At 71.3% G+C, this 24,961-nt stretch carries 25 protein-coding genes; 11 read left to right on the forward strand and 14 right to left on the reverse strand.

Features of this window, described 5'->3' with window-relative positions; translation table 11 throughout:
- Position 1 precedes the first annotated feature (1 nt).
- The 5 genes from AB9M23_RS09805 to AB9M23_RS09825 all read left to right on the forward strand — a co-directional run bounded on the left by AB9M23_RS09805 (position 2) and on the right by AB9M23_RS09825 (position 4,270).
- Positions 2-1,297: an NAD(P)/FAD-dependent oxidoreductase gene (locus AB9M23_RS09805; protein WP_372424349.1), complete on the forward strand. Its 1,296-nt coding sequence runs from the start codon at positions 2-4 to the stop codon at positions 1,295-1,297.
- Positions 1,298-1,307: 10 nt separating this feature from the next.
- Positions 1,308-1,670: a DUF5368 domain-containing protein gene (locus AB9M23_RS09810; RefSeq protein WP_372424350.1), complete on the forward strand. Its 363-nt coding sequence runs from the start codon at positions 1,308-1,310 to the stop codon at positions 1,668-1,670.
- 181 nt (positions 1,671-1,851) lie between these two features.
- Positions 1,852-2,427: a permease gene (locus AB9M23_RS09815; RefSeq protein WP_372424351.1), complete on the forward strand. Its 576-nt coding sequence runs from the start codon at positions 1,852-1,854 to the stop codon at positions 2,425-2,427.
- Positions 2,424-2,936 (forward strand): hypothetical protein, encoded by a 513-nt coding sequence (locus tag AB9M23_RS09820; RefSeq protein WP_372424352.1) that lies wholly within the window; start codon positions 2,424-2,426, stop codon positions 2,934-2,936. Before AB9M23_RS09815 ends, AB9M23_RS09820 begins: the two co-directional genes overlap by 4 nt.
- Before the next feature lie 98 nt (positions 2,937-3,034).
- Complete coding sequence (locus AB9M23_RS09825) at positions 3,035-4,270, forward strand: MFS transporter (protein WP_372424353.1); 1,236 nt, start codon at positions 3,035-3,037, stop codon at positions 4,268-4,270.
- A 10-nt stretch (positions 4,271-4,280) separates the two neighbouring features.
- Here AB9M23_RS09825 and AB9M23_RS09830 read toward each other — a convergent pair whose 3' ends face one another.
- A complete protein-coding gene (locus AB9M23_RS09830) occupies positions 4,281-5,099 on the reverse strand; it encodes an alpha/beta fold hydrolase (RefSeq protein ID WP_372424354.1) in 819 nt (272 codons plus the stop codon).
- A 412-nt stretch (positions 5,100-5,511) separates the two neighbouring features.
- Here AB9M23_RS09830 and AB9M23_RS09835 point away from each other — a divergent pair, with 412 nt between their 5' ends.
- The 6 genes from AB9M23_RS09835 (at position 5,512) to AB9M23_RS09860 (ending at position 12,759) form a co-directional block, all read left to right on the forward strand.
- Positions 5,512-7,122: an ABC transporter substrate-binding protein gene (locus tag AB9M23_RS09835; protein ID WP_372424355.1), complete on the forward strand. Its 1,611-nt coding sequence runs from the start codon at positions 5,512-5,514 to the stop codon at positions 7,120-7,122.
- 4 nt (positions 7,123-7,126) lie between these two features.
- Positions 7,127-8,083 (forward strand): ABC transporter permease, encoded by a 957-nt coding sequence (locus AB9M23_RS09840; RefSeq protein ID WP_372424356.1) that lies wholly within the window; start codon positions 7,127-7,129, stop codon positions 8,081-8,083.
- 3 nt (positions 8,084-8,086) lie between these two features.
- Entirely contained in the window at positions 8,087-8,974 is an 888-nt protein-coding gene (locus AB9M23_RS09845; RefSeq protein ID WP_372424357.1) for an ABC transporter permease, read from the forward strand.
- A gap of 67 nt (positions 8,975-9,041) precedes the next feature.
- Entirely contained in the window at positions 9,042-10,088 is a 1,047-nt protein-coding gene (locus AB9M23_RS09850; protein ID WP_372424494.1) for an ABC transporter ATP-binding protein, read from the forward strand.
- Complete coding sequence (locus AB9M23_RS09855) at positions 10,085-11,131, forward strand: ABC transporter ATP-binding protein (RefSeq protein WP_372424358.1); 1,047 nt, start codon at positions 10,085-10,087, stop codon at positions 11,129-11,131. The genes AB9M23_RS09850 and AB9M23_RS09855 overlap by 4 nt, the downstream gene beginning before the upstream one ends.
- On the forward strand, positions 11,128-12,759 hold the full coding sequence (locus AB9M23_RS09860) for an amidase (protein ID WP_372424359.1): 1,632 nt from the start codon (positions 11,128-11,130) through the stop codon (positions 12,757-12,759). The genes AB9M23_RS09855 and AB9M23_RS09860 overlap by 4 nt, the downstream gene beginning before the upstream one ends.
- On the opposite strand, the gene AB9M23_RS09865 is transcribed toward AB9M23_RS09860, so the two are convergent.
- The 13 genes from AB9M23_RS09865 to AB9M23_RS09925 form a co-directional block, all read right to left on the reverse strand.
- Complete coding sequence (locus AB9M23_RS09865; protein ID WP_372424360.1) at positions 12,753-13,676, reverse strand: LysR family transcriptional regulator; 924 nt, start codon at positions 13,674-13,676, stop codon at positions 12,753-12,755. The two genes, AB9M23_RS09860 and AB9M23_RS09865, sit on opposite strands and share 7 nt — an antisense overlap.
- Before the next feature lie 183 nt (positions 13,677-13,859).
- Positions 13,860-14,660 carry an ABC transporter permease gene (locus tag AB9M23_RS09870; protein WP_372424361.1) on the reverse strand — a complete coding sequence of 267 codons (801 nt, stop codon included), beginning with the start codon at positions 14,658-14,660 and terminating at the stop codon, positions 13,860-13,862.
- Between the two features lies 1 nt (position 14,661).
- Complete coding sequence (locus AB9M23_RS09875; RefSeq protein ID WP_372424362.1) at positions 14,662-15,459, reverse strand: ABC-2 family transporter protein; 798 nt, start codon at positions 15,457-15,459, stop codon at positions 14,662-14,664.
- On the reverse strand, positions 15,456-16,451 hold the full coding sequence (locus AB9M23_RS09880) for an ABC transporter ATP-binding protein (RefSeq protein WP_372424363.1): 996 nt from the start codon (positions 16,449-16,451) through the stop codon (positions 15,456-15,458). Before AB9M23_RS09880 ends, AB9M23_RS09875 begins: the two co-directional genes overlap by 4 nt.
- Positions 16,445-17,032 (reverse strand): AAA family ATPase, encoded by a 588-nt coding sequence (locus AB9M23_RS09885; protein WP_372424364.1) that lies wholly within the window; start codon positions 17,030-17,032, stop codon positions 16,445-16,447. The genes AB9M23_RS09880 and AB9M23_RS09885 overlap by 7 nt, the downstream gene beginning before the upstream one ends.
- Before the next feature lie 40 nt (positions 17,033-17,072).
- On the reverse strand, positions 17,073-17,975 hold the full coding sequence (locus AB9M23_RS09890; RefSeq protein WP_372424365.1) for a 2OG-Fe(II) oxygenase family protein: 903 nt from the start codon (positions 17,973-17,975) through the stop codon (positions 17,073-17,075).
- A gap of 14 nt (positions 17,976-17,989) precedes the next feature.
- Complete coding sequence (locus AB9M23_RS09895; protein WP_372424366.1) at positions 17,990-18,931, reverse strand: 2OG-Fe(II) oxygenase family protein; 942 nt, start codon at positions 18,929-18,931, stop codon at positions 17,990-17,992.
- A 52-nt stretch (positions 18,932-18,983) separates the two neighbouring features.
- On the reverse strand, positions 18,984-19,871 hold the full coding sequence (locus AB9M23_RS09900) for a 2OG-Fe(II) oxygenase family protein (RefSeq protein WP_372424367.1): 888 nt from the start codon (positions 19,869-19,871) through the stop codon (positions 18,984-18,986).
- A gap of 2 nt (positions 19,872-19,873) precedes the next feature.
- On the reverse strand, positions 19,874-20,839 hold the full coding sequence (locus AB9M23_RS09905) for a 2OG-Fe(II) oxygenase family protein (protein ID WP_372424368.1): 966 nt from the start codon (positions 20,837-20,839) through the stop codon (positions 19,874-19,876).
- On the reverse strand, positions 20,836-22,314 hold the full coding sequence (locus AB9M23_RS09910; RefSeq protein ID WP_372424369.1) for a cytochrome P450: 1,479 nt from the start codon (positions 22,312-22,314) through the stop codon (positions 20,836-20,838). Before AB9M23_RS09910 ends, AB9M23_RS09905 begins: the two co-directional genes overlap by 4 nt.
- Positions 22,311-23,243, reverse strand: a complete 933-nt coding sequence (locus tag AB9M23_RS09915) for a 2OG-Fe(II) oxygenase family protein (RefSeq protein WP_372424370.1) — start codon at positions 23,241-23,243, stop codon at positions 22,311-22,313. The genes AB9M23_RS09910 and AB9M23_RS09915 overlap by 4 nt, the downstream gene beginning before the upstream one ends.
- Positions 23,240-24,202: a 2OG-Fe(II) oxygenase family protein gene (locus tag AB9M23_RS09920; RefSeq protein WP_372424371.1), complete on the reverse strand. Its 963-nt coding sequence runs from the start codon at positions 24,200-24,202 to the stop codon at positions 23,240-23,242. Before AB9M23_RS09920 ends, AB9M23_RS09915 begins: the two co-directional genes overlap by 4 nt.
- 4 nt (positions 24,203-24,206) lie before the next feature.
- A complete protein-coding gene (locus AB9M23_RS09925) occupies positions 24,207-24,959 on the reverse strand; it encodes a tRNA-dependent cyclodipeptide synthase (protein ID WP_372424372.1) in 753 nt (250 codons plus the stop codon).
- Positions 24,960-24,961 lie beyond the last annotated feature (2 nt).

Raw genomic sequence — 24,961 nt, forward strand, 5'->3', positions numbered from 1 at the left:
CATGGATCGCCGCCAATTCCTCGCCCTCGCCGGCCTCGGCGCGGGCGCCGCCGCTCTCGGGACCGCACCCGCCCGCGCCGCGCGGGTCGCGACCGCCGCCCGCATCGTGATCATCGGCGCCGGCGCTGCGGGGACGGCGCTCGCCAACCGCCTCGTCGAGCGGCTCGACGGTGCGCGCATCACCCTCGTCGACCCGCGCCGGGAGCACGTCTACCAGCCCGGCCTCTCCCTCGTCGCCGCGGGCCTGAAGCCGGCGAGCTACGTCGTGTCGCAGACCGCGCACTGGCTGCCGTCGGGGGTCGAGTGGATGTCCGACGCCGTCGAGGCGGTGGATGCGCAGGCGAAGACGGTGACGACCCGCGGCGGCGAGACGCTCGCCTACGATTGGCTCGTCGTGGCGCCGGGCCTCGTCCTCGACCACGACGCCATCGAGGGCTTCAGCCTCGAGATGGTCGGCGAGAACGGCATCGGCGCGCTCTATGCCGGGCCGGACTACGCGGCGAAGACCTGGGCCGCGGTCGAGCGCTTCACGCGATCGGGTGGTCGGGGCCTGTTCACGCGCCCCGCCACCGAGATGAAGTGCGCCGGCGCGCCCCTGAAGCACACCTTCCTCGTGGACGATCTGGCGCGGCGCGCGGGCAATCGCGGGCGCAGCGAGATCGTCTACGCCGCGCAGAACGACACGCTGTTCGGCGTGCCGATCGTCTCGGAGAAGGTGCGCATGCTCTTCCAGGACCGCGGCATCGAGACGGTCTATTCCCACGTCCTGCGCACCGTCGACGCGGGTGCCAAGCGCGCCACCTTCACGACGCCGAACGGCGACGTCGTGCTCGACTACGACTATCTCCACGTCGTCCCGCCCCAGCGCGCGCCGGACTTCGTGCGCCGCTCCGGTCTCTCCTGGGCCGACAAGTGGACCGATCAGGGCTGGGTCGAGGTCGACCAGAAGACCCTGCGCCACCTGCGCTTCCCCGAGATCTTCGCGCTCGGCGACGTCGCCGGCGTGCCCAAGGGCAAGACGGCGGCGAGCGTGAAGTGGCAGGTGCCGGTCGTCGAGGACCACCTCGTTTCCGCGATCGAAGGCCGCGAGGGCACGCAGGCCTACGACGGCTACACCTCCTGCCCGCTGATCACCCGGATCGGGCGGGCGATGCTCGTCGAGTTCGACTACCGCAACAATCTCGTGCCGAGCTTCCCCGGGCTGATCGCGCCCCTGGAAGAGCTCTGGATCAGCTGGCTGATGAAGGAGATCGCCTTGAAGGCGACCTACAACGCCATGCTGCGCGGCGAAGCCTGAGGAGAGGACCATGAAGGAACTCACGCTCGAGACCCTGATCGCCGTCTTCGAGGAGATCTTCGGACGCGGCCCGTTCTGGGCGCTGGTCTTGGCGGCGCTCGTCGTCACGGCGGCCTATGTCTACGTCCTCGTGCGCGACCGCTCGGTGAGCTGGAGGAAGTTCCTCCTCGCCCAGCTCGCGATGCCGATCGGCGCCGTGGCGGCGGTCTGGCTCGTGATGGCCGTGACGAATTCGCGCCTCGCCGACATCGGCGGGCCGATCGACGTCGTCGTCCTCCTCGGCGTCGCCGCCATGGGCGCGATCGGGATCGCGATCCTGGTCTACACCGCGGAGGCGCTGATCGGAACTCGACGCACCGCGACCTCGAAGTAATCCCACGCGAGACGTCGTCGCGCGCGCGTGACGCTCGACGATGCCGGATCGCGGAGGAGGCGTTGCGCCGCGCGCGCGAACCGGTGGGCGCCCTCCCTCGCGGCGCTCTGGCCCGTGACTTGCTCCATACGCTCTCGTCGAAGCAGCCGCCGGTGTGCGGCTTAACACGGAGCGCCCCATCGTGACCGAAAAGAACGCCGCGAGAGATGCGAGCGGCGGGAGGAAACCCCGCGTCGACCGGATCACCCTCGTCTTCGTCGCGATCGCCGTCGCCGCCGGCATCGCCGTGTGGCTGCGCGACGGCCCCGACGTCGTGCTGGAGACGATGGGCTCGTCCCTCGCGCTCCTGGCGTATCTCGCGCCCCAGGTCCTGGCCGGGCTGGTGATCGGCGGCTTCGTGCAGCAGTTGGTGCCCAGGGAGAAGGTGGCGCGGCGGCTCGGCGGCGAATCCGGCATGCGCGGCCTCGCGCTGGCGTGCGGGCTCGGTCTCGTCACGCCCGGCGGACCGTTCACGTCCTTTCCGCTGGTCTACGCCCTCTACGTAGCCGGCGCCGACATCGGGGCGCTCGTCGCCTACGTCACCGCCTGGTCGCTGGTGGGCGTCCATCGCGTGCTCGTGTTCGAGCTGCCGTTTCTCGGGCCCGACCTCGCCGCCCTGCGCTTCCTCGCCAGCCTGCCGCTTCCGATCCTCGCCGGCCTCATCGCCCGCGGGATCGGGCGCCATCCCGCGATCGCCCTGCCGAGGACACCGTCGTGATCGCCGGCGTCCTCGCCCTCCTCTCCCTGGCCGCGCTCACGGCGCTCGTGACCGGCTGGACGCGTCCCGGCAGCGTCCGGCCCGCCACCCGGTTCGTCGTGGAGCAGGGCTCGGCGCTGGCCCTGCGGCTCCCGGTCGCGCTCGTGGCGGCGGGTTTCCTCGGGCTCCTCGTCCCGCAGGCGCTCGTCGCCGGAAGCCTCGGGGCTGAGACGGGCCTGCGCGGCATTCTCCTCGCGTCCCTCGTCGGCTGCTTCCTGCCCGGAGGGCCCACGGTGACCTTCCCGCTGGCGCTGGTGTTCTGGACCGCCGGCGCGGGCGCGCCGCAGATGGTGGCGCTCCTCACGGCGTGGTCGGTCTTCGCGTTCCACAGGCTGATGGCGTTCGAGCTGCCGATCATGGGCTGGCGGTTCACGGCGATCAGGCTGCTCGCGTCGGTCGCGCTGCCGGCGCTCGCGGGAGTCCTGGCCGGCGCGGCCATTACGCTGACGGGCGTCTCGATCGCGCGCTGAGGGGCGACCGCGGCGGGACGGCACGGCCATCGCGCGGCTGGCACGGCCATTGCGCAAGGGAAGGGCCCGTCCCTCCGCTCGTTAAGCGAGACCCCCCTTTGCTCCAGGTCGCCCCCGAGACGCCCCGATCGCCCCTGCGCCGCGCGCAGATCGGGCCGATCCTCGTGCTCATCGTCCTCGTCATGGCCGGCAACGGCATGGTCGTCCCGATGATGTCGCTCTACGCGCAGCAGTTCAACGTCAGCGGAACCCTCGTCGGGATGATGATCACGCTCTTCGGCGTGGGACGCCTCGTCGCGAACATCCCGGCGGGCATCGCCTCCGAGCGGTTCGGACGACGGCCGTTCCTGTGCCTGGGCCCCGCGATCATCGCCGTCGGCGCCTTCGGCGCGGCGCTCGCCGAGACGTTCGAGCCGCTGCTGTTCTGGCGCTTCGTCCAGGGGGTGGGCTCGGGCGTCTACATGACGGTTTCCGCGACCGTGCTGGTGCAGATCTCGCGGGTCGGCGAACGCGGCCGGATCATGGCGCTCTACCAGGGCGGCCTGCTCTTCGGCGCGGGGATCGGACCGGGCATCGGCGGCCTGCTGGTGGCCTGGATGGGTTTCGCCGCCCCGTTCTGGGCCTTCGGCGTGGTGGCGCTCGCCGCGCTCGTCGTGGCGCTCGTCGCCTTCGAGGAGCCGGCGGCCGAGCCCGCGGGCAGCGCGCCCGAGGCGACCGGAAACCGGGTCGCCGCGCCGGCCCCGAGCCTGCGGGGCCTCCTCACGGAACCGACGTTCCTGTACCTCAGCCTGATCAACTTCGGGGTCTTCTTCACCCGCACCGCCTCGCAATGGGTGACGATCCCCCTCATCGCCGCCGACACCTTCGCGATGCCGGTGGCGGTGATCGGCGGCGCGCTGACGCTGATCGCCGCCTCCAACTTCGTGATGCTGCCGATGGTCGGGGCGGTGATCGATCGCGTGGGTTCGCGCCCGGTGACGATCTGGTCGACCGTCGCGACCGCCGTCTCGCTCGTCATGATCGCCTTCGCCGGGCACGTCTGGGTGTTCTGGGCGGCGATGGTGCTGATGGGGATCGCGGGAGCCTTCAGCGGGCCGTCCGTCGCCGCCGCGCTGGCGGACCGGATGCCGCGGGGCCTGCAGGGGCCGGCGATGGGCGTCCAGAGGGTCGTCGGGGACGCCGGCTTCGTCGTCGCGCCGCTCTTCGTGGGCCTCGTCTACGACGCGACGACGCTCGGCAACGAGGGCGCGGTGTGGATCAACGCGATCCTGATGGGTGCCGCCGCCGCCCTCTTCGCCTTCGGCGCTCGGCCGGAGCCGGCGCCGAAGGCCTGAGCCGGGCGCCTCAGAAGGCGGGGGAAAGCGGCCGCGGGCCGTCCGGGAACAGGCCGTGGCGCATCAGGAACTCGATCATGAAGCGGTTGAACAGCCAGGGCTGCTCGATTTGGCAGGCGTGACCGGCACCGTGGAGGACGCGCAGTTCGCATCCCGGCACCCGATCCTGCAGATCGAAGGCGCGCTGATGCGAGTTGTCCTCGCTCCCGGTGAGGACGATCATGGGGCAGGCGATCCGCTCGTGGTGGTCCTCCGCATCCGGCTGCGCCAGGGCCTCGAACTGATGCAGGATCGTCGTCACGTCGGCGAAGGCGTTGCGCTCGGCGAAGAGGTTGGCGAAATAGTGCGCCATGGGCGTCTGGCGGAAGGCCGGGCTGAAGTCCTGGAACGTGTAGTCCCAGCGGAAGTCGATGCCATACTTGGAGTATTGCTTGATCCGCCGAGCGGCGAACTCCTTGCCGGGATTGTAGCCCGTGCCGCAGACCACGAGCGCCTTCGTCCGCTCGGGCTCCAGGTGGTGCATGTAGGGCACGATCGAGGAGCCGACCGAGCAGCCGACGAGGATCGCGTCCTCCTCTCCCGGGAACGCGTCGTCGATCGCCTCCCAGCACGCCTGCGCCATGTCGTCCATGGTGAGGCCGCGCTCGGCCGTCGGCGAGCGTCCGTAGCCGGGAATGTCGATCGCGATGCAGCGGAACCAGGTCGAGAGGTGCGTCGTCTGGAAGATCCAGCAGGACTGGTCCATCGGGTTCGGGTGCACGAAGGCGATGACGGGGCCCGATCGCCCCATGCGCTCGTAGTAGAGCGGTCCGTTCACGTTGCGAGCCATCTGGATCTCCCCTGTTCGCCGGCCGGGCGCACACCGCGCCGGAGAGCGCCGCCGACGGCGACCGATGCAGCAAGGCACATGCCAGCAGCCGTCGAGATCGGCCAAAGGCGGACGTATTCGGCGCTGCCCGCATAAGCCTTCGGTGCGGCATGCTCGGCTACTCGCACGGCGTGGTGGAACGCCGAGACTGTGGAAGCGTGGTGTTCGGCCGGGTTAAGCACTCGCTTAACCTCGTCGTGACGCTTTGTGCACCGTGCTGCAAGTCCGTTGTCAGCCACTCACGCGGCCATGGTGACCGAGCCGTCGGATTCTTCTGACCTCCCTCTGCGTCAGCATGTGGCACGCGGCTTGCGGCCGCGGTTCGAGGCGTCGCCCGGCTGGGCGGCGCGGCGAACGAGCGGGGAGATCCGATATGGACAGACGCACCTTCCTCAAGACCGGCGTTGCCGCCGGCGTCCTCGCCGGCGTTCGGCCGGCGCCCGCCCGGGCGCAGGGCGAGACGGTCCTGCGGCTCGCGATGACGCTGAGCGACATCCCGCAGACGACCGGCATGGCCACGCAGGGCGCCGAGGGCATCCGCTTCATAACCAACACGATCTACGACGGTCTCCTGCGCTGGGACCTCTCGCAGGGCGAGACGACCGCCGAGATGGTTCCCTCGCTCGCGGAGAGCTACGAGGTCGACGAGAGCGGCACGGTCTGGACCTTCCGCCTGCGCCGCGGCGTCAGCTTCCACGACGGCGCCGCCTTCGGCGCCGACGACGTGATCTGGAACCTCGAGAAGCTGATGAACCGCGACGCGCCGCAGTTCGACCAGGCCCAGGCGAACCAGGCGGGCAGCGCGCTCGCGACGGTCGCCGGCTACGAGAAGATCGACGACTTCACGGTCGCGATCACCACCAAGGCGCCGGACTCGATGTTCTTCTACAAGGTCGACCGGATCGGCATCTCGTCGCGGGCGCATTGGGAGGCGCTCGGCGGAGACTGGGCGAAGTTCGCAGCGCAGCCGTCGGGCACGGGGCCGTTCCAGCTCGTCGAGCTCGTCCCGCGCGAGCGCGCCGAGCTCGTCAAGAACGCGGACTACTGGGACCCGAACCGCGTGCCCAAGGTCGACCGGCTCACGCTGTTCGCCATGCCCGACCCGACGACCCGCGTCGCCGCGCTCCTGTCCGGCCAGGTCGACTGGGTCGAGGCACCGCCGCCGGACACGATCCCGCGCATCGAGCAGTCCGGTGCCCGGATCGTCATGAACGTCTACCCGCACGTCTGGCCCTACTGGCTGAGCTTCCACGAGACCTCGCCCTTCCGGGACCTCGACGTGCGCCGCGCGGCCAACCTCGCCATCGACCGCGAGGGCATCGCGCAGTTCCTCGGCGGCGTCGCGCGCCCGGCGAAGGGCCTCGTCGCCGATACGAGCCCCTGGTTCGGCAGCCCGAGCTTCGACGTGCGCTACGACCCCGAGGAGGCGAAGCGGCTGATGGCGGAGGCGGGCTACGGGCCGGAGAACCGGTGCCGCATCAAGCTGCTGACCTCGCAGGCGGGATCGGGTCAGATGCAGCCGATGCCGATGTCCGAGATCTGCCAGGAGAATCTCGAGCAGGTCTGGTTCGACGTCGAGGTGGAGGTCGTCGACTGGGAGGCCCTGCGGGCCCGACGCGCGGCGCGCGCCGACGGCGCCGCGAACGAGGGCACGTTCGGTCTCAACAACTCCTGGTCATTCCAGGACCCGGATTTCGGTTTCATGAGCGCCTTCATGAGCGAGCGGGCACCTCCCAACGGCAACAATTGGGGCCTGTATTCCGATCCCGAGGCGGACGCGCTCGGCAAGGCGGCGCAGATGGCTTTCGAACCGGCGGAGCGCGATGCCGCGCTCGCACGCCTGCACGCGTATCTCGTCGACCAGTCGGTGTGGATCATGGTCGTCCACGACATGAACCCGCGAGCGCTCGCGGCGAACGTGAAGGGGTTCGTGGCGCCGCAGAACTGGTACATCGACCTGACCTCGGTCTCGGTCGAGGCCTGAGCCGATGCTGCGCTTCGTCCTCCAGCGGCTCGCCTACGCGGTGCCGATCGTCATCGGCGTCTCGCTGATCTGCTTTCTCCTGGTGCACCTCGCACCGGGAGATCCGGCCGGCGCGCTGATCCCGGACGACACCCCGCCGGAGATCGCCGCGCAGATCCGGGCCGCCTACGGCTTCGACCGCCCCCTGCCGATCCAGTACCTGACCTGGCTCGGCAACGTGGCCACAGGCGATCTCGGGCTCGCGCTCTCCACGCGCCGGCCCGTGATCGAGGAGGTGCTTCCCGCGGTGGCGAACACGCTTCGCCTCGCGTTCGGCGCCATCGTGCTCGCCTGCGTCGCGGGCGTGCTGCTCGGCACGCTCGCGGCCTACCGGGCCGGCCGCCTTTCCGACCGCGCGATCAGCGCGGTGGGGATCTCGGGGATGTCGGTGCCGCAATACTGGCTCGGCATCGTCCTCGTCATCGTCTTCTCGGTCGAGCTCGGGCTCCTCCCCGCGACCGGGATGGGCGACCCCGACGCCGGCATCGCCGGGCAGTGGCCCCACATGCTCCTGCCGACGATCACGCTCGCGACCGTCCCGGCGGGCGTGATCGCGCGCTCGGTGCGCTCGGCGGTCTCCGAGGTGCTCCAGCAGGAATACGTGCAGGCGCTCGAGGCCAAGGGCCTGCCGCCGTCCTGGATCGTCGCGCACGTCGCCAAGAACGCGGCTCCGGCGCTCCTGGCCATCATGGGCCTGCAATTCGCCAACCTGCTCGGCGGCTCGATCCTCGTCGAGACGATCTTCGCGTGGCCCGGCTCGGGCTACCTGCTCAACTCGGCGATCTTCCTGCGCGACCTGCCCCTGATGCAGGGGACGGTGCTCGTGCTCGCCCTCTTCTTCGTCCTCACCAACCTCGCGGTCGATCTCCTCCAGATGGCGCTCGACCCGCGCATGAACAGCGCCCGGCGCGGGAGCGGTTGAGACATGATCCACGACCAGAAGACCCTCGCGGCGGCCGGCGCGCCCACCGTCTCCCGCGGCCTCCTCGGCGACATGGGGCGGCGGCTCGCGCGCGACCCGATCACCCTCGTCGCGGGCGCCGTCCTCGTCGCGATCGCGGTCGCGGCGCTGCTCGCGCCGTGGATCGCTCCCGCCGATCCGAACCAGACGAGCATCGTGAACCGGCTGCGCCCGCCGGGCACGCCCGGGCACCCGCTCGGCACCGACGAGCTCGGCCGCGACCTCTTGAGCCGCGTGATCTGGGGCGGGCGCCTGACCCTGTTCATGGGCTTCACGCCGGTCGTCGTGGCGACGCTGGTCGGCGGCTTCCTCGGCATCCTCGCGGGCTATGCCGGGGGCTGGGTGAACTCGGCGATCATGCGCACCATGGACGTGTTCTACGCCTTCCCGTCGGTGCTCCTCGCGGTGGCGATCTCGGGGGCTCTCGGCGGCGGCCTGATGAACGGCCTCCTCGCCCTCACCCTCGTCTTCATCCCGCCCATCGCGCGGGTGGCGGAGAGCGTCGCGCTCCAGGTGCGCACGCAGCCCTATGTCGAGGCGGCCGCGGCGACCGGCGCGTCGGCGACCCGGATCGTCACGGGCCACGTGCTCAAGAACGTGGCCGGCCCGATCCTGGTCTACGCCTCGAGCCTGATCAGCATCTCCATCGTCATCGCCTCCGGCCTGAGCTTCCTCGGGCTCGGCGTCAGCCCGCCCGACGCGGAATGGGGGCTCATGCTCTCGAGCCTGCGCCAGAGCGTGTACGTCGCGCCGCTCAACGCCGTGATCCCCGGGGCGATGATCTTCCTCACCTCGCTGTGCTTCAACACCATGACGGACGGGTTGCGGCACGCGTTGAACGTGAAGGAGTGAGCCCGTGCTCCAGAGAACGCTCTCCGCGCGTAGCCGCACGCCCGCCGAGGAGGCGCTGCTCGCGCCGATGCCGGACGTCGGCGGGCCGCGCCAACCGCTCCTCATCGTCGAGGGGCTCGTCAAGCACTTCGCGCTCCAGGGCCGCGCCGCGTCGGGGGCGCGCGCGGTGGTGCGCGCCGTCGACGGCGTCGGGTTCGCCGTCGCCAAGGGCGAGACGCTCGGCGTGGTCGGCGAATCCGGCTGCGGCAAGTCCACGATGGCACGCCTGCTCATGCAGCTGGCGCGCCAGGACGCGGGCACGCTGGTCTTCGACGGGCTCGAGGTCGGCACGCGCGGCGGCATGAGCGTGCGCGAGCTCCAGCGCGCCGCGCAGATGGTGTTCCAGGACAGCCACGCCTCGCTCAACCCGCGCCTGACGCTCGAGCAGACGATCGCCTTCGGCCCGAGGGCGGCGGGCGCCGGCCGCGCCACGGCGCGCGAGCTCGCGCACGAGACGCTCGGCCTCGTCGGGCTGGCGCCGCTCGGCTTCGCGGGCCGCTATCCGCACGAGCTCTCGGGCGGGCAACGCCAGCGGGTCAACATCGCACGCGCGCTCGCCATGTCCCCGCGCCTCCTGATCCTCGACGAGTCCGTCTCCGCGCTCGACAAGTCGATCGAGGCGCAGATCCTCAATCTCCTCCAGGACCTGCGCGAGCGGCTGGCGCTGACCTACGTGTTCATCTCGCACGATCTCAACGTGGTGCGCTACGTCAGTGACCGGGTGCTGGTGATGTATCTCGGCAAGGTCGTCGAGATCGGGCCGGTGCGGGACATCTACGAGACGCCGCGCCACCCTTACACGCAGGCGCTGCTGGCGTCGCGGCCGAGCATGGACCCGAAGCGGCGACGCGAGCGCGCGCCCTTGTCGGGCGATCCGCCGAGCCCGATCGACCCGCCCAGCGGCTGCCGCTTCCGCACCCGCTGCGCCATCGCCGACGAGGTCTGCGCGCGCGTCGAGCCCGTGCTCGGCGCGGGACCGCACCCCGTCGCCTGCCATGCCGCCGATCCGGGCTCGGGGCACCGCCTCGCCGGCGGGCCGGCGGCCCCGACCGCCCTCGCCGGAGCCGCGCCGTGAGCGAAGCCTCTCCCCACCTCCACGCCGGCGTCCAGGCCGGCGACCAGCCCCTCGTGCAGGTCTCCGACCTGCGCGTCGTCGTGCGCGGCGCGGACGGTCCCGTCACGATCCTGCACGGCATCGATTTCTCCCTCCACGCGGGGCGGGTGCTGTGCGTGCTCGGGGAATCGGGTTCGGGCAAGAGCATGACCATGCGCGCGCTGATGCGGCTCGTGCCCCGAAGCGCGACGATCGAAGGACGTGTCGTGATCGACGGCGTCGACGTGCTCACGCTCCCCGAGCGCGCGCTGACGGACATCCGCGGTTCGCTCGTCTCGATGATCTTCCAGGAACCCGCCACCGCGCTCGACCCGACCTTCACGATCGGGCATCAGATCGCCGAGACCGTGCGCGCCCACGACGGTGCGAGCTGGGCGGACGCGCGGCGCAGGGCGCTGGATCTGCTCGAGCTGGTGCAGGTGCCCTCCGCCGCGCGTCGGCTGCAGGCCTATCCGCACGAGCTGTCGGGCGGGCTGCGGCAGCGCGCGATGATCGCACTCGCCCTGTCCTGCCGGCCGAAGGTGCTCATCGCCGACGAGCCGACGACGGCGCTCGACGCCACGGTGCAGATCCAGGTCCTGCTCCTGCTGCGCGAACTCCAGCGCGAGCTCGGCATGGCGACGCTGTTCGTCACCCACGACGTCGGCGTCGCCTGCGAGATCGCCGACGAGGTCGCCGTCATGTACGCGGGACGCATCGTCGAGCACGGCACGACGGAGGAGGTGCTCGGCCGCCCCGGCCACCCCTACGCCCGCGGGCTCCTGCGCTCGGTGGTGACCTCGGAGCTCGTCGGAACCCGGCTCGAGCCCATCAAGGGAAGCCCGCCCGACCTCTCGGCGCTGCCGCCCGGCTGCAGCTTCGCCCCGCGCTGCGGGCACGCGCTCGAGCGCTGCGCGGTCGCCACGCCCGGGCTCGCGCCGCTGTCCCCCACGCACCTCGTCCGCTGCGTGCGCAGCGGCGAGCTGGAACCGATCCCCGATCACGCGCAGGAGGTCACGTCATGACCGAAGAGGACATCTGCTATCTCGGTGTCGCCGAGGCCCGCCGGGCCTTCGCCGACGGCCGGCTCACGCCGGTGGACCTGGTCGAGGCGACGCTCGCGCGGATCGAGGCGGTGGATCCCCTGATCGGCGCCTATCTCCACGTCGACGGCGACGGCGCCCGAGAGGCGGCGCGGGCGTCGTCCAAGCGGGCCGGCGCGGCGCCGCTCGCCGGCATCCCCTTCGCCGTGAAGGACAACTACGCCACCGCGGACCTCCCGACGACCGCCAACGCGCGCCTCCTCGCGGACCACGTGACGGGCTTCGACGCGGCGGCCGTCGCGCGCCTGCGCGCCGCCGGCGGCGTTCTGACGGGCAAGCTGAACACCTGGGAATACGGCACCGGGCTCGGCGTCCAGTTCCACGATTCCGCACGGCCGCACGCCCGCAATCCGTGGGCACCCGACCACTTCCCCGGGGGCTCCTCCACCGGCTCCGCGGCGGCGGTCGCGGCGGGCCTCGCCACCTATGCGCTCGGCTCGGACACCGGCGGCTCGATCCGGGTCCCCGCCGCCGCCTGCGGGCTGCACGGCCTCAAGCCGACCTATGGCCTCGTGAGCCGGCACGGCGTCCTGCCCAACAGCTGGTCGCTGGACGTGATCGGCCCCCTCGCCCGCTCGGCGCGGGACTGCGCCCTGGTGCTGCAGGCGCTCGTCGGCGCGGACGCACGCGACCCGGCGACCATGGACATCCCCACGCCGGACTACGACGGAGCCCTGTCCGAGGGCGTCGCGGGCCTGCGGATCGGCGTCGTGCGGGAGATCCCCGGCGCCGTCCTCGCGCCCGCCGTCGCCGCCGGGCTCGAGGAGCTCGTGTCCGCGCTCGCCGACGCCGGTGCGCGCGTCGTCGACGCCGCACTGCCCGAGCCCCTGCACAGCTATCGCGAAGCGACGGTCCTCATCAGCGGCTCGGAGCGGGCCTGCGCCCACGAGGCCGACTTCCACGCCGGCGCGGCCACGATCGGCCGCGAGGTGCGAGAGGCTCTGACGATGGGCATGACGATCCGGGCGGTCGACTACGTCGCCGCCCTGCGGCGCCGGGCGGAGCTCGCCCGCGGCATCGACGCGCTCTTCGAGACCTGCGACGCGCTCGTCCTCCCGTCCACGTTCGGCACGGCGCCGAGCTACCGGGACGCGCCGTCCGTGCGCGCCTACATGGCGGGCTCCACCACCGCGGTGTTCAGCCTCTCCGGTCACCCGGCACACGCGTTGCCGACGGGGTTCGACGCGGCGGGGCTCCCGACGAGCGCGCAGATCGTGGGTCCCTACTTCGGCGAGGCGCTCGTGCTCCGGATCGCCCAGGCCTACGAGGTCGCGGTGGCGCGGACCCGACGTCGACCGACGATCGCGGCCGGCGGCGATCCCGCGCTCTATCCGCCCATCGTCCTCGACCCGGAGCCGCCGAGCGCCGACGACGAGGCGCTCGCCGCGGGGTTCGCGGGGCTCCACGGTCTGCCGCTGGACGCCGTCGACGCGCCCGCCTGGGCGCGCGGCCTGCGGCGCAGCGCCGCCGCGGGCGCCGCCGTGCCGCGTCCGGCGACGCGGTTCGAGGGCGCGATCGCCACGTTCCGCGCGCCGCTGCGGCGTCAGTAGACGCGAACGGCGGCGAGCGCCGCATCCGCTCGGGCCGCCCGGAGGCGCTCGTTATGCTCGCGCAGAGCCCGGCGGCAGGCGTCGGCGACCAGCCTGGGGACCTCGAGGTAGCGATCGCGGTCGGCCGCGAGCGCCACCGTCTGCACCGGCGGCCGACCCGGCAGAGTCCGGATCGAGACGAGGTCCAGGCGGTCGCGCAGCGCCGCCACGACGAGCGGCGGAAGCAGCGCCCAGCCGCGCCCGGCGCAGACGATCTCGAGCGTCGCCGAGAGCGATCGGCAGCTGAACTCGCGGAGCGGCGAGACGCCCTCGACGGCGAGATAGGTCGCGATCGCCGCGTGCATGCGCGTATTGTCCGGCGCACGCACCAGGGGAAGCGTCGCGGCGAGCTCGCTCAGCGCATGCGCCGCGCCCGACGGCGGCGCGGCGAGGCAGAGGTCCTGGCTGCACAGAGGGTGCACGTCGACGGTGCCCGGCATGTCCGCGAACAGCTCCGTGGAGACGAGGAGATCGATCTCCCCTCGCAGGAACTCGGGCACGCACGTCTCGCCGCGCCCGGATTCGACCGAGATCGCTCCGACCTTGTCGGCGAGCGCCGCGTAGAGGGCGGTGATGACGAGCGGCGACACGCTCTCCATGACGTAGATGCGAAGCCGGGGGATCGCGTGCTCGCGGAAACGGCGCATCTCCGCGAGCGTGTCCCGCTCGTCGGCGAGCATCGTCTGCGCGAGGTCCAGGAGCCGCCGTCCCGCGGGCAGGAGCCGCATGCCCGTGCGGCCGCGCTCGAAGAGGGCGACGCCGAGCTCGCCCTCCAGCCGGGTGATGATCTGCGACACCGCCGGCTTGCTCACGCCGAGCGCCGCCGCCGCCGCCGCGAGGGTCGGCTGGCGGCAGATGGCGACGTATTGATGAAGCAAGCGCAGATCAAGGTTCCTCTTGCCCGCCTGGGCGCAATCGATCCCCATGCTCGTGCTCCACGAAGAGAGGAAGCTCGCCATGCAAGCCGCGTGCCGGGAGCGCGGGGCGGAGAGGGGCAGGCCGCGGCCCGGCTCCCGGCCGCACGCGTCGCCGGGGCGACGTGGAGACTCCGTAAGGGTGACCTAGCCCCCGGCCGCTCGGTAGCGCCGCAGGCCGAGGCGCCAGAGCGCGGAGCCCGCGGCCGCGCACGGGAGCCCCACCGCGAGGGCGCTCGCCGCGAGAGCCGCCATGCCGGCGCTCTCCGTCGAGCCGGCGAGGCCGAGCACCGGATAGTAGTTCACGAACGCGTACGGGACGACCACCGTCAGGACGAGCTGGACGGGCGCGGGATAGATCGAGATCGGCACGTCGACCGTGCGGCGCACGCCGTAGATCAGCAGCTCTACGAGGTCCCGCGAGCCCGAGACCCAGAAGCCGATGCTCGAGAAGGCGAGCATGATGCCGCCTTGGATCAGAGTCCCGCCGACGATCGTCGCGAGGAGCCAGATCGAGGTCGCCGGGCTCGCGCCGATGTCGTGCAGCGTCAGGGCGTAGAGGCAGAGCGCGAAGGCGCCCGCCGCCTTGACCGGCATCGACGGCTCGAAGCTGCGCGCCATGAGGAAGACGAGCGGACCCACCGGCTTCAGCAGGACGAGGTCGAACGCGCCCGAGCGGATGGAGCCCTCGAGCGTCCGGGCGACACCCCAGAGATAGGTCCCGGCGATGAAGTAGCTCACGAGATTCAAGCCGTAGACGAGCATCATTTCCGCGAGCCCGAAGCCGCCGATCCGCCCGAACCGCATGACGATGATCGCCAGGGCGACGGTGGCGCAGAGATAGAACACGACATTGCTCACCTGCTCGATGACGAAGTTGAAGCGGTCGTGCATCCTGGCCTGCAGGGCGAGGCCGGTCTGAGCGAGGAGGAAACGCAGGCCGCCCATGTCAGCCCCCGTGCACGACCATCTCGGCGCGCGACCAATGCCAGGCGGCCACCGCCACCGGGACGAGGACGCACAGCCAGAGCGCAAGCACGGCGAAGAATCGCACGATCTCCGCCCACCCGGCGAGCCCCAGCCAGACCGAGAGCGGTGCGTGGAAGAGAAGGTGGAACGGCAGCGCTTCCGCGATGGCTCGCAGCGGTTCCGGGAAGAACCACAGCGGCACGAGCGCCCCGGAGAACAGGGCCGTCACGCCTTGGAAGGCGTACTTCACCTGCGTCGTGTCCAGGAGCCGCAACGCGGCGATGGCGATGCACCAGCCGACGAGCGTCGCGAGCAGCCAGCCGCCTACGACGAGGAGGAGCGCCGCCGCGACGCGGTCGGGGCCGGGCGTGACGAACCCGAGCACCGCGCCCAGGACGACGAGCGCGGGCAGAGCCTGCGTGACGAGCCCGACCACGAACCGGGCGAGCTCACCGGCGAGGACCAGCATCGGGAACCCCGGGGGGCGCAGCACGTCGACGGCCGCCTGCCCACGCGCCACCCGATCGTTGATCGTGTCCACCACCGGAAACTCGGCGAGGCTCGCGAGGGCCGTCGCCAGGAGGACGTACGTGACCACGTCCGCATGCGACAGGTGGCCGCCGTCGATCGTCGTTCCTTCGGGCCCGACGAGGGACGACCAGAGCAGGACCTGCGCCCCCGCGAGGAGCAGCTTGTGCATCGCCCCGAGAACCGCGAGCCTGCGGTCGGCGAGGGACGCCGCCGCCTCGATCCGGAGGAGCGCGAGAAGGCTCCTCACGCCGCCACCGCCCGCGCCGCGCCGTAGAGATCGAGCAGGAGATCACCGGTGGACACCTCCCCCGGCGCCTCCGCCAGGATCTCGCAACCCGCGCCGAGCCAGGCCAGCGCGTCCTCCCGAGTCGCGCGCGCGCGGTCTATCGTGAGCACGACGCGTACGCCCTCGCGCACCATCTCGATGCCGGGGGGAGCGGTCCGCGGCGGGGGCGTGTCGGCGCTTCGCCGCACCGTGCACACGAGCCGCGTGCGCCGCGCGTGACTCGCCTTCGCCGCGCCGACCGACCCCGAATAGGCGACGCGCCCGCCGCAAATCACGACGATGCGCTCGCAGAGAGCGTCGATGTCGGCGACGTCGTGCGTCGTCAGCAGCACGCCGGTGCCCCAACCCCGGCTCGCCGTGCGCAGGACGCGATGGAACGCGGCGCGCGCTTCGAGGTCGAGCCCCAGCGTCGGCTCGTCGAGGAAGAGCAGCCGCGGCCGGTGGAGCATCGCCGCGCACAGCTCCGCCCGCATCTTCTGCCCCAGGCTCAGCTGGCGCACCGGCACATGGAGAAAGGACCCGATCTCCAGTTCCGCGACGAGCGCCGCGCGCGTCCGCGCGAAGGTCGCGTCCGGAATCTCGTAGAGCGCCTTCGCGGCCGCGAGCGAATCCCGCAGCGGCAGTTCCCACCAGAGCTGCGTACGCTGCCCGAAGACCGCACCGATGCGTCGGGTGAACCAGCGGCGGTCGGCACGCGGGGAACGTCCCTCGAAATCGACACGTCCCGACGTCGGATCGAGCACTCCCGTGAGCATCTTGAGGGTGGTCGACTTGCCCGCGCCGTTGGGGCCGAGCAGGCCGACGATCTCGCTCCCCGACAGCGCGAGGCTCACGCCGTCGACGGCGCGCAGCGTCGTCTCGCGCGGCCGGAGGAGTCCGCGCAGAGCACCGGCCAGCCCCGGCTCGCGTCGCGCGACACGGAACTCCTTCACGAGATCGCGCGCGTTCAGCATACACGCCTCGCCCGATCTCGTTCCGTACGCCGCAGCGCCGCGCCGATCGCGTCGAGCACGAAGGCCGCGCGCTCCTCGACGCCGGCCAGCGGAAGCGGCACCAGCCGATATCCGGCTTGCCCGTAGACGCGCACCATCGCGTCGTGGGTCGCCCCGGCCAGGTCGAAGCTCTGCTGGCGTTCCGCGTCGCGCGCGTAGATCTCCTCCCAGGGCGGAGCGATGAACACCGTCGTGTTGTACCGGTAGGTGCGTGCCGCCTCGTGGAAATGCGCGGGCACCTCGAGGCCACAGACCGTGAGGTACCCGATGGGATCGACGAGGCCGCGGTCGAAGATCGTCGTGCGGGACGCGTCCGCCTCGCAGAAGGAGACGAGTCCGATACCGAGCTCCATCTCCGCGAAGCGAGAGGGGTCCGCCGACGGCAGGGCACGACCGCCGACCCGCCGCTGCGTCTGGATGATCCGTCGGCCCGCCTCCGGCACGCATGCGAGGCCACGTCCCCGCAGCGCCTCGATCAGGGTGGTCTTGCCTGCGCCGGGTCCACCGGTCAGGACGAAGAAGTCGTCTCGTTCGATGATCATGAGTGGCCTCGTGCTGCGGGACGCGTCCCTCGGGATCGCGTCAGTACAATCCTTCGGTGTCGGGCTGGTAGGTGTCGTGCAGGATCCGCTCGAGGAACTCCGAGAAGCGGGACTGCAACACCAGTCCTCGCCCCGGCTCGTAGCGGAACAATCCCGGGCAGATGCTCTCGTCGAGGCTGCTGTCGACGAACAGCGCGTAGGAGAAGCGGTCGCGCCCCGAGGCGGGGCGCGCGGTTTGCTCGCGCACGCGGTGGGCGACCGCGGCGACGGAGATCTCCGTATCGCGGGTCAGTATCTCCATGGCGCATCCGAAATTCACGATGAAGGACCCGGGGCGTGGGTCGACCGGGCGCCATTCGCCGCCCGAATGGGCCTCGAGCCCGGGCTCCAGCGATCGAAGCACGGTCACCCAGCCCGAATCCTTGTGCACGTTGAGCCCACGCGCTCGGACCTCCGGTCGGAAGTGGTTGAAGGTCAGATGATAGGTGCCTCGCCCCGAGAGGCAGCGCCCGCAGGCCTCGTCCCAGAGCTCCGGCGGTATCGCCAGGCGGGCCAGCACCGATCGCAGGACGGCGAGGGCGAAGTCCTGCATCGCCCGGGCCTGGCGCGCGAGCGCCGGCGGGTAGACGTCGTCCCACCAGCGACGCTCGAGGAAGAACTGCTCGACCTGATCGTCCGCGCGACGGAAATAGCCCTCGTGCTCGCCGAGCCGGTCGGCGGTGAAGCGCGAGAAGCCACGATAGGCGTCCTCGGCCCCGCCGTCCGGCTCCAGGAAGAAGCGCTGCGCGAACAGGTCGCCCGCCGCCGTATCGAGGTCGGGCGGGGCGTCCACGAAGAAGAAGCCGTCGGTCAGCGCGCGGTCGAGGTCGCCGGTCCCGCGGAAGACCAGCTCGGCGCCCTCGAGGCGCGCGTGCGCCCATTGGTAGGGAGCGTTCGTGCTCATCGCCGCTCGCTCCCTCACAAAGTCGCATCGTCGCCGTCGTAGGTGCGCTGCACCTCCTGGACGGCGAAGTCGACGACGCTCTGGAGAGGAACGGGCCGGCCATCCTCCCAACGATGGATGGTGCCGTCGAGCGCGCTGTCCAGGAAGGTCACGAACGACACGCGGTCCTCGGCGTCCTCGTCGCGCTCCGTGCGCACGACGCCGTGCACGTTGGCCCGCACCGGCTGCGGCGAGCGCTCGGTGAACACCTCGATCGAGCTGCCGAAGTTGACGATGAGGAAGCCCGGCTGCGGGTCGACGGCGCGCAGGCGCCCGTCGATGTAGGCGAGGAGGCCGCGGTCCGTGGACCGCAGGACGGTGACCCAGCCCGAATCGCGATGGAATTTCGAACCACGCACCGGACGGTCGGAGCGGAAATGATTGAAGGCCAGCATCTGATGACCGGCGAAGTCGCTCAGCCCGCCCGTCACCGCGGGCCAACAATCCTGGGGAATGGCGAGTTCGCTCAGGACGGCGCGCAGGACACGGATGCCGATCGCGCTCATGGCCGCGCCCATGCGCGCGACGTCCGGCGGCAGGACGTTCCAATTGCCCCGCTCGATGTAGAAGTTCTCCCATTGATCGTGCGGGCGGTCGAAATAGCCCTGATAGTCGCCCGGAACCGCCACGGAGCGATAGCCGCGGTAGACGTCGTTTGCGTCGCCGCGGGGCTCCTCGAAGAAGTGTCGCGCGAAACGGTCGCCCGGTCCGGGATCGAAACCCTCCGGCACGGCGAGCAGGAAGAAGCCCTCGGAGATCGCGCGGGCGAACCCGTGCGGCTCGGAGAAGACCAGGCGCTCGCCGTCGAGCGCGGCGCGCGCCATGCGGATGGGCTCGTGCACCGCCGCCGCCTCGCGTTCGCTCGGCATGGGCGGCAGCGTGACCGGCGCACGGGCCGTGGGGGACGCAATCGTCATCGTTCGTCTCCATCGGTGAGCGGGTGGGCCAGGAGGTGCGGCGGGCGCACGCTCAGGTGTGGGATGCCTCGACCTTCGGGTGGAATTCGTAGTTCATCTCCGCCGCCTTGGCCTTCTGGAAGGCCAGGAACGACTGGAAGACGGTCAGCCGACCGGCGTCGTCGTATTGGAGGAGGTCCTGATCCCAGCGCGGGCCGACGTAGCTGCCGAAGCTGTAGCGCTCGTGGCGCGTGCTCGCGCGCGGCCCGGTGGCCCTCACACGGTGATGGCTGGCCGCGACCGGACGGGGGAGCTTCTCCGTCAGGATCTCGAGCGAGTGGCCGAGCACGACGGTGAGGTGGCCCGGCTGCGGGTCGACACGGACCCAGTCGTCCCCGCGCAACGTCTCGAGCCCGCCCTCGGACGAATGGAGGACCGTGACGAAGCCGCTGTCCTTGTGGGGCGTCAGCCCGTGGGGCTGCGCCACCCTAGACCGATAATGATTGAAGATGCAATACTGGAGAGCCGCATCTCGATCCATCCCGCCCGTGATGCGGTCGATGTCGGCGGGATCCACCCCGACGCGCCGCATCACGCCGCGCACGACGCTGCGGCCGATCGCATCGAAGCCCCGCAGCATGGCGGCGACCTCCGGCGGGAGCAGCTCGCTCCAGAGCCACGATTCGATCTGTAGCAGTTCCGACTGGTCGGCTCCCGTGTCCGAATAGCCGAGCATCGAGCACCCGTAGTCGCGATCGCGGAAGCCGCGGAACGCGTCGTCCGGGCCACCGTCCCGTTCCATGTAGAAGGCCTGCGCGAAGCGGATGCCCGCGGCGAGGTCGAGGTCGCGGGGCGTTTCCAGATAGAAGACGCCGTAGTCGCACAGGATGTCGAAGGCCGGCCCCTCGGGAATCTGGAGGGCACCATCGACGATGCGGGTTCGGGGTAGCTCTGCGATCATGGTCATGCTCCCAGTCTGGAGGTCTCGAGGGCGGTGCGCGTCGTTTCCCGGGCGCTCTCGGCGCTGCGCGCCTGGTCCGGTCCGCGCCCGGTCTTCCAGGTTCCGGCATCGTGCGCCTGAAGCAGGGTGTCGACGTCGTGGACGGCCGCGGCCGATCCGTCGGGGGCGATCTCGTAGAGCACGCCGTGCGTCGGCGCGCTGGCGAAGGCGGCGATCGAGACCCGCGGGGGTCCGTCGAGGGTCGGCGTGGTGGTCGCCACCCGGTGCAGAGCGGCGCACGCGGGCGTGGACATGTGCCGCGAGAGCGTCTCCAGCGCGACCCCGAAATTGACCACGAAGCTGCGCGGGCGGCACTCCAGCGGCGTCCAGTGGCCGTCGATGCCCACCTCGAGCCCCGGACGGTCGGCGTAGAGCACGGTCACGAAGCCGGTGTCGGTGTGGGGCGCGCAGCCCAGGCCGCTCGCTTCGGGGTCGTAGCGGTTGGCGACGAACCAGTGCGTTCCGCGTCCGGAGGCGCACCCGCCGCTGACCTGGTCCCAGAGTGCCTCGTCGATGCCGTACCAGCGCAGCAGTCCACGCAGGATGGAGACCGCCATCTCGCTCATGCGCGTGGTCACGGCCAGGGCGTCCGGAGGCAGGAGGCGCTCGCGCTCTTCGCGGCCGATGATGAGCTGCTCCACCTGGTACTCGCTCCGATCGAAGCAGAACGGCCCGGCTTCCCGGAAGCCGCGATAGGCGTCGCGCCCGTCCCGGAATCGGCCGCGCGGCTCGTTGAAGTGGCGTGCGAGCGTGAGCGCGGGCTCGAGCGCCAGATCGTCCGGCGCACGGACGAGAAGGAAGCCCATCCGCAGGGCGCGCTCGAGCCCTCCCGGATGCTCGAAGACGAGGGTCTCCCCGTCGAGCGTCGCATGCTCCAGCCGGACCGTCGCCGGGTCCGTGAGCGGCTCCATCCCAAGCGTCGTGCTCATGCCGTATCTCCCTGATGTGAGCGATCGTCGAAGACCGCGCTCGTCGAGGTCGCGCGCGCGTCCGTCGCCGTGCGGGCCGAGAGGAGGAGCGTTCCGGCGGACCGCGGCCGGGGCATCGCCGAACGCCCCGCCAGGCGCGTGTCCGCGCCCGAGAGCGTGACGCGGTAGCTCCCGAACATCTCGCGCAGCACGAGCGCCTGCACGGCGACGGAGAAGACGCGTCCCGGGCATTTTCGGGGGTTGCGGACCGTGTTCACCATGCTGAACGAGTTGATCTCGTAGCGCCCGCGCGAGATCAGCGCCGTGAAGGGCTCCGTCGCCGTCCGGGCGAACGCGTCGATGTGGGCCGTGTCGAACGTGTCCGGGGCCGCGAGCAGCGTCGGGTCGCGGTTCGCCGCCCGCCGATCGAGCCAGAGCATCGCACCCTCCGGCACCGTCGCCTCGCCCCCCGAGACGACGATCCGGGTGGGACGCGCCACCCGCCGCCAGAGGGCCGTCGGGTTGCTGCCCCCGAGCCGGAGCGCCTCCAGTACCACGCGCTCGGCGAGGGGCCGGGGATCGCCCGCGATCTCGCGGCGATGCAGCTCTTGCGCGACGGCCGGAGCCCCCGCCAGATAGGCGAGCGTCCAGGTGAGGCCGAGCGCGGTCGTGTCGTAGGCGGCGACGATCACCGTCCCGATCTCCTTGCACACGTCCGGCTCCAGGCGCTCGATGCTCTCGCGGGTGAACGGGATCCCGATCGCGGCGAGCTGCGCACGCACGAGGTTCGTGTCCGGCGCGGCCGCGATCGTTTCGAAATTGTCGCGCAGGCAGCGGCGGGTGAACGCGACGATGTGATCGGCGTCCGCGATGGCGCGGGGATCGACGTTGCTCAGTGCCGCCGAGGCGATCTCGAAGAAATCGCGCGCGACGGCGCCGAATTCGGGACAGACGAGGAATTCGGACAGGGGCCGCCGGCGCATGTCGAGCACGCCCGGAACGACGCTCTCGACATGCGCGACGAGATCGAGGGCGAAGGCGTCGACGGGGACTTCCCGTCCCACCGAGCGGCGCAGGCGCGCGCGGATAGCGGCGGCGAGCGACGCCTCGAGCGCGTGCACGAACCGCGCGCTGCCGAGCGAGCGCTCCACCGCGGCGCGCTTGGACGGCCTGCGCGGATCGCCCGCGGGCAACGCGCCCATGAACGCGCCGAAGAGACCGGCGTTCGCTTCGATGGACGGGCCGAGGTCCTCGTCCGAGACGAGGGGCACGTTGGTCGCCTGGTAGAGCGCGAGACGGCCGTCGAAATCGAACGTGCAGAGCCCGCCGTTGGCCCGCGCGAAGGCCGTGACGCCGGCGGCCTCGAAATAGGAGGAGGCGTCCTCGCCACGCTCGTGCGTGGCGCGGCGAAACGCTGCGCCGTGGTCCCCGGTCGCGTCGACGGGGCGGTGGTGGGCGATCACGCCGGGGAAGGGTGGGAGGCGTGCGAGGCTCATCTGCGCACCCCCCCGTCGTCGGGCCGAGCGTCGTGGGGGTCGACGATGCCGAAATCCGCGTAGGAGTCGCGCCAGGTCTCCTCGTTGAAGGATCGGAGGAAATCCTCCACCGATTGCACCGGTTGCGGGATCCGCCGCCCGTCCAGCTCGCAGAGCATGCCCGACGCCGCCGGGTTGACGAAGGCCGCGAAGGAGAAGCGATCCTCGGCTCCAGGGTCGGGCCGTCGCTCCGCCACCCTGTGCAGCAGGGCCTCGACGGGGCGCTCGAGGCGCCGGGTCAGGAGTTCCAGCGCGCCGCCGAAGTTCACGAGGAAGTAGCCCGGCTCCGGATCGATCCGCCGCCAGGCACCGTCGCGCCGGGCCTCCAGGCCCTCCTGGTCGAAGTAGAGCACGGTCACGTAGCCCGTGTCCTTGTGCGGCGGGCACCCGAGCTGCCGGCGCTCGGGCCTGTAGTGGCTGACCGCCATCCACTCGACCGCCCGCCCGTGCAGGCAGCCGACCACGGCTCGGTCTCGGACCTCGCGGGGCACGTCGAGGCGTGAGAGGACGGCGGCGAGAACGTCGCGGCCGATCGCGGCCAGCGCGTCGCAGAGCCCGACGACATCGGCGGGCAGATGGCGCAGGCGCTGGGGGCGATCGAGAAGCAGATGCTCGGTCTGGAAGTGTTCTCGGTCGAAGTAGATGTCGCTCGCCCGTCTGAACCCGCGGTAGGCATCGGCCGGGCCGCCGTCCGGCTCGCGCCAGAAGTTGCGCGCGAGGGCGAGCCCGGGGCCGAGATCGACCTCCGGCGGAATGCGCAGGCGCAGGCAGCCGTCCGCGAGCGCCTCGGAGAGATCCTCGCCGGTCTCCAGCGTGATCCGTCCGGCTTCCAGCCGGGCGCGGCGCGGGACGATCGGCGCGGGGCCGGCGAAGGACGTGGCGCTCGTCATGGTGCCTCCTCCGGGGGCCGCGTCCCCGCGTAGATCTCGTGGTCGTTGGCGTCGATCAGCTCGCGCGCGTCGCAGACGCGGTGGAGCCCGTCGTCGAGGTAGGTGAAGACGTCGACCGCACGGCCGGGGCCGCAAGCGCTCGACGTGAAGTGGCCGAAGCTCGAGCGGTCGACCGCCTGATGCGCGACGCGGTGCATGATCGCGGCGACGGGAACCGCGCAGCCCTTCGTCAGCATCTCCATGGAGAGGCCGAAGTTGACGATGAAGCAGCGCGGGTCGGGAGCGACCCGCTCCCAGGCGCCGGCGCGGTTCACCTCCAGGCCCTCCGAGGTCGTGCGCAGGATCGTGAGAAAGCCGTCGTCCTTGTGGGACGCGAGCCCGATCCCCTCGACGGCGGGCCGGTAGTGATTGAACGTCAGGTGATAGGAGCCCGCGAGCGCGGCGCAGCCTCCCGTCGCGCGCGTCCAGAGGGAGCGCGGCAGCCCGACGCGCGCGAGAACGCTGCGCAAGACGATGCCGGAGAGGCGGGTCAGCGCCTCTCCGAGGGCCGCGATCTCCGCCGGGTAGTGGCTCGCCCAGAACCGCCGCTCGAGCAGGAACTGCTCGATCTGATTGGTGCGCTCGTGAAAGCCGAGCAGGGGATCTCCGAACACGTCCGAGCGCACCGATCGAAAGCAGCCGTAGGGGCGTGCGCCGAATCCCTCGTGGAACTGCGCGGCGAAGCGGTCGCCGGGATCGAGGTCGAGCGCGGCCGGGATGGCGAGCGCGAACACGCCGTCGTGCAGGGCCCGGTCCGCCGAGTCCCCGTCGTCGAAGACGAGCGCGTCCCCTTCGATCCGAGCCCGCACGAGGTCGGCGCGCCCGGTGGCCGGGCGATCGTCGGCGCGACGCTCGTAGATGTCCCGATAGATGGCGCCGCGCTCGATGCGCGGGACGCCGGATGCCGGTGTCGTCGACATGTCTTCATCTCCGCTTGATCTGAAGGGACACGATCGTGAGACCGCGCAGCTCGGGGCAGGTGTCCGGATGCCGACCGCGCGCGATCTCCTCGAGGGTGCTGAAGGCGCCGGGGTACACCATCACGCCGAGACCCCGCCGGCGCAGGCAGGCGAACACGGCGAACTCCTCGAGGAAGTAGTCGCACGAGCGTTCCAGCCGGCGCGCACGCGTCTCCTCGTCGACGACGTCCCAGGTCCGGCGGTGATATCTCTGCGCGAAGCTCTGGACCGAGAGACGGAACGCCTCGTCGCTCGCGAACTGCGTCCGCAGCTCGGCGTGATACCGCGCATAGTCGGCCGATCGCTGGACGGCGCTACACGTCTCGTATCGGAACAGGATGCGGTTCCGGAAGGCACCCACCAGATCGTCGTTGTGCGTGATGAAGCGGTCGCCGAGCGCGAGCGCCTCGCGCAGCGCCGTCTGCGGTCCGTATCCACGGGTCGACTCGAGCGTGATGCGGTGGATGCTGTCGCCCACGAGGAGCGTGCAGCGGCGGAAGCGCTTCGCGACCCACTCGAGCATCGCCTCGAGCTTCGGCCTCGTGAAATGCGCGTTCTCCAAGCTGACGCCGAGGAAGCACGCGTCCTCGGTCTCGAACTGCGTGCGCATCGCCGGCGGCGAGACGGACGCGATCTTCGCCTTGTAGCGAGATCTGGCTCGCTGAAGCGACGGGGCCTCCGCGACGAGCTGCGCGCCGAGCGCGTGGTCCAGATCCATGG

Source organism: Salinarimonas chemoclinalis (genome assembly GCF_041514305.1).
In the GTDB taxonomy this organism is placed as follows: domain Bacteria; phylum Pseudomonadota; class Alphaproteobacteria; order Rhizobiales; family Beijerinckiaceae; genus Salinarimonas; species Salinarimonas chemoclinalis.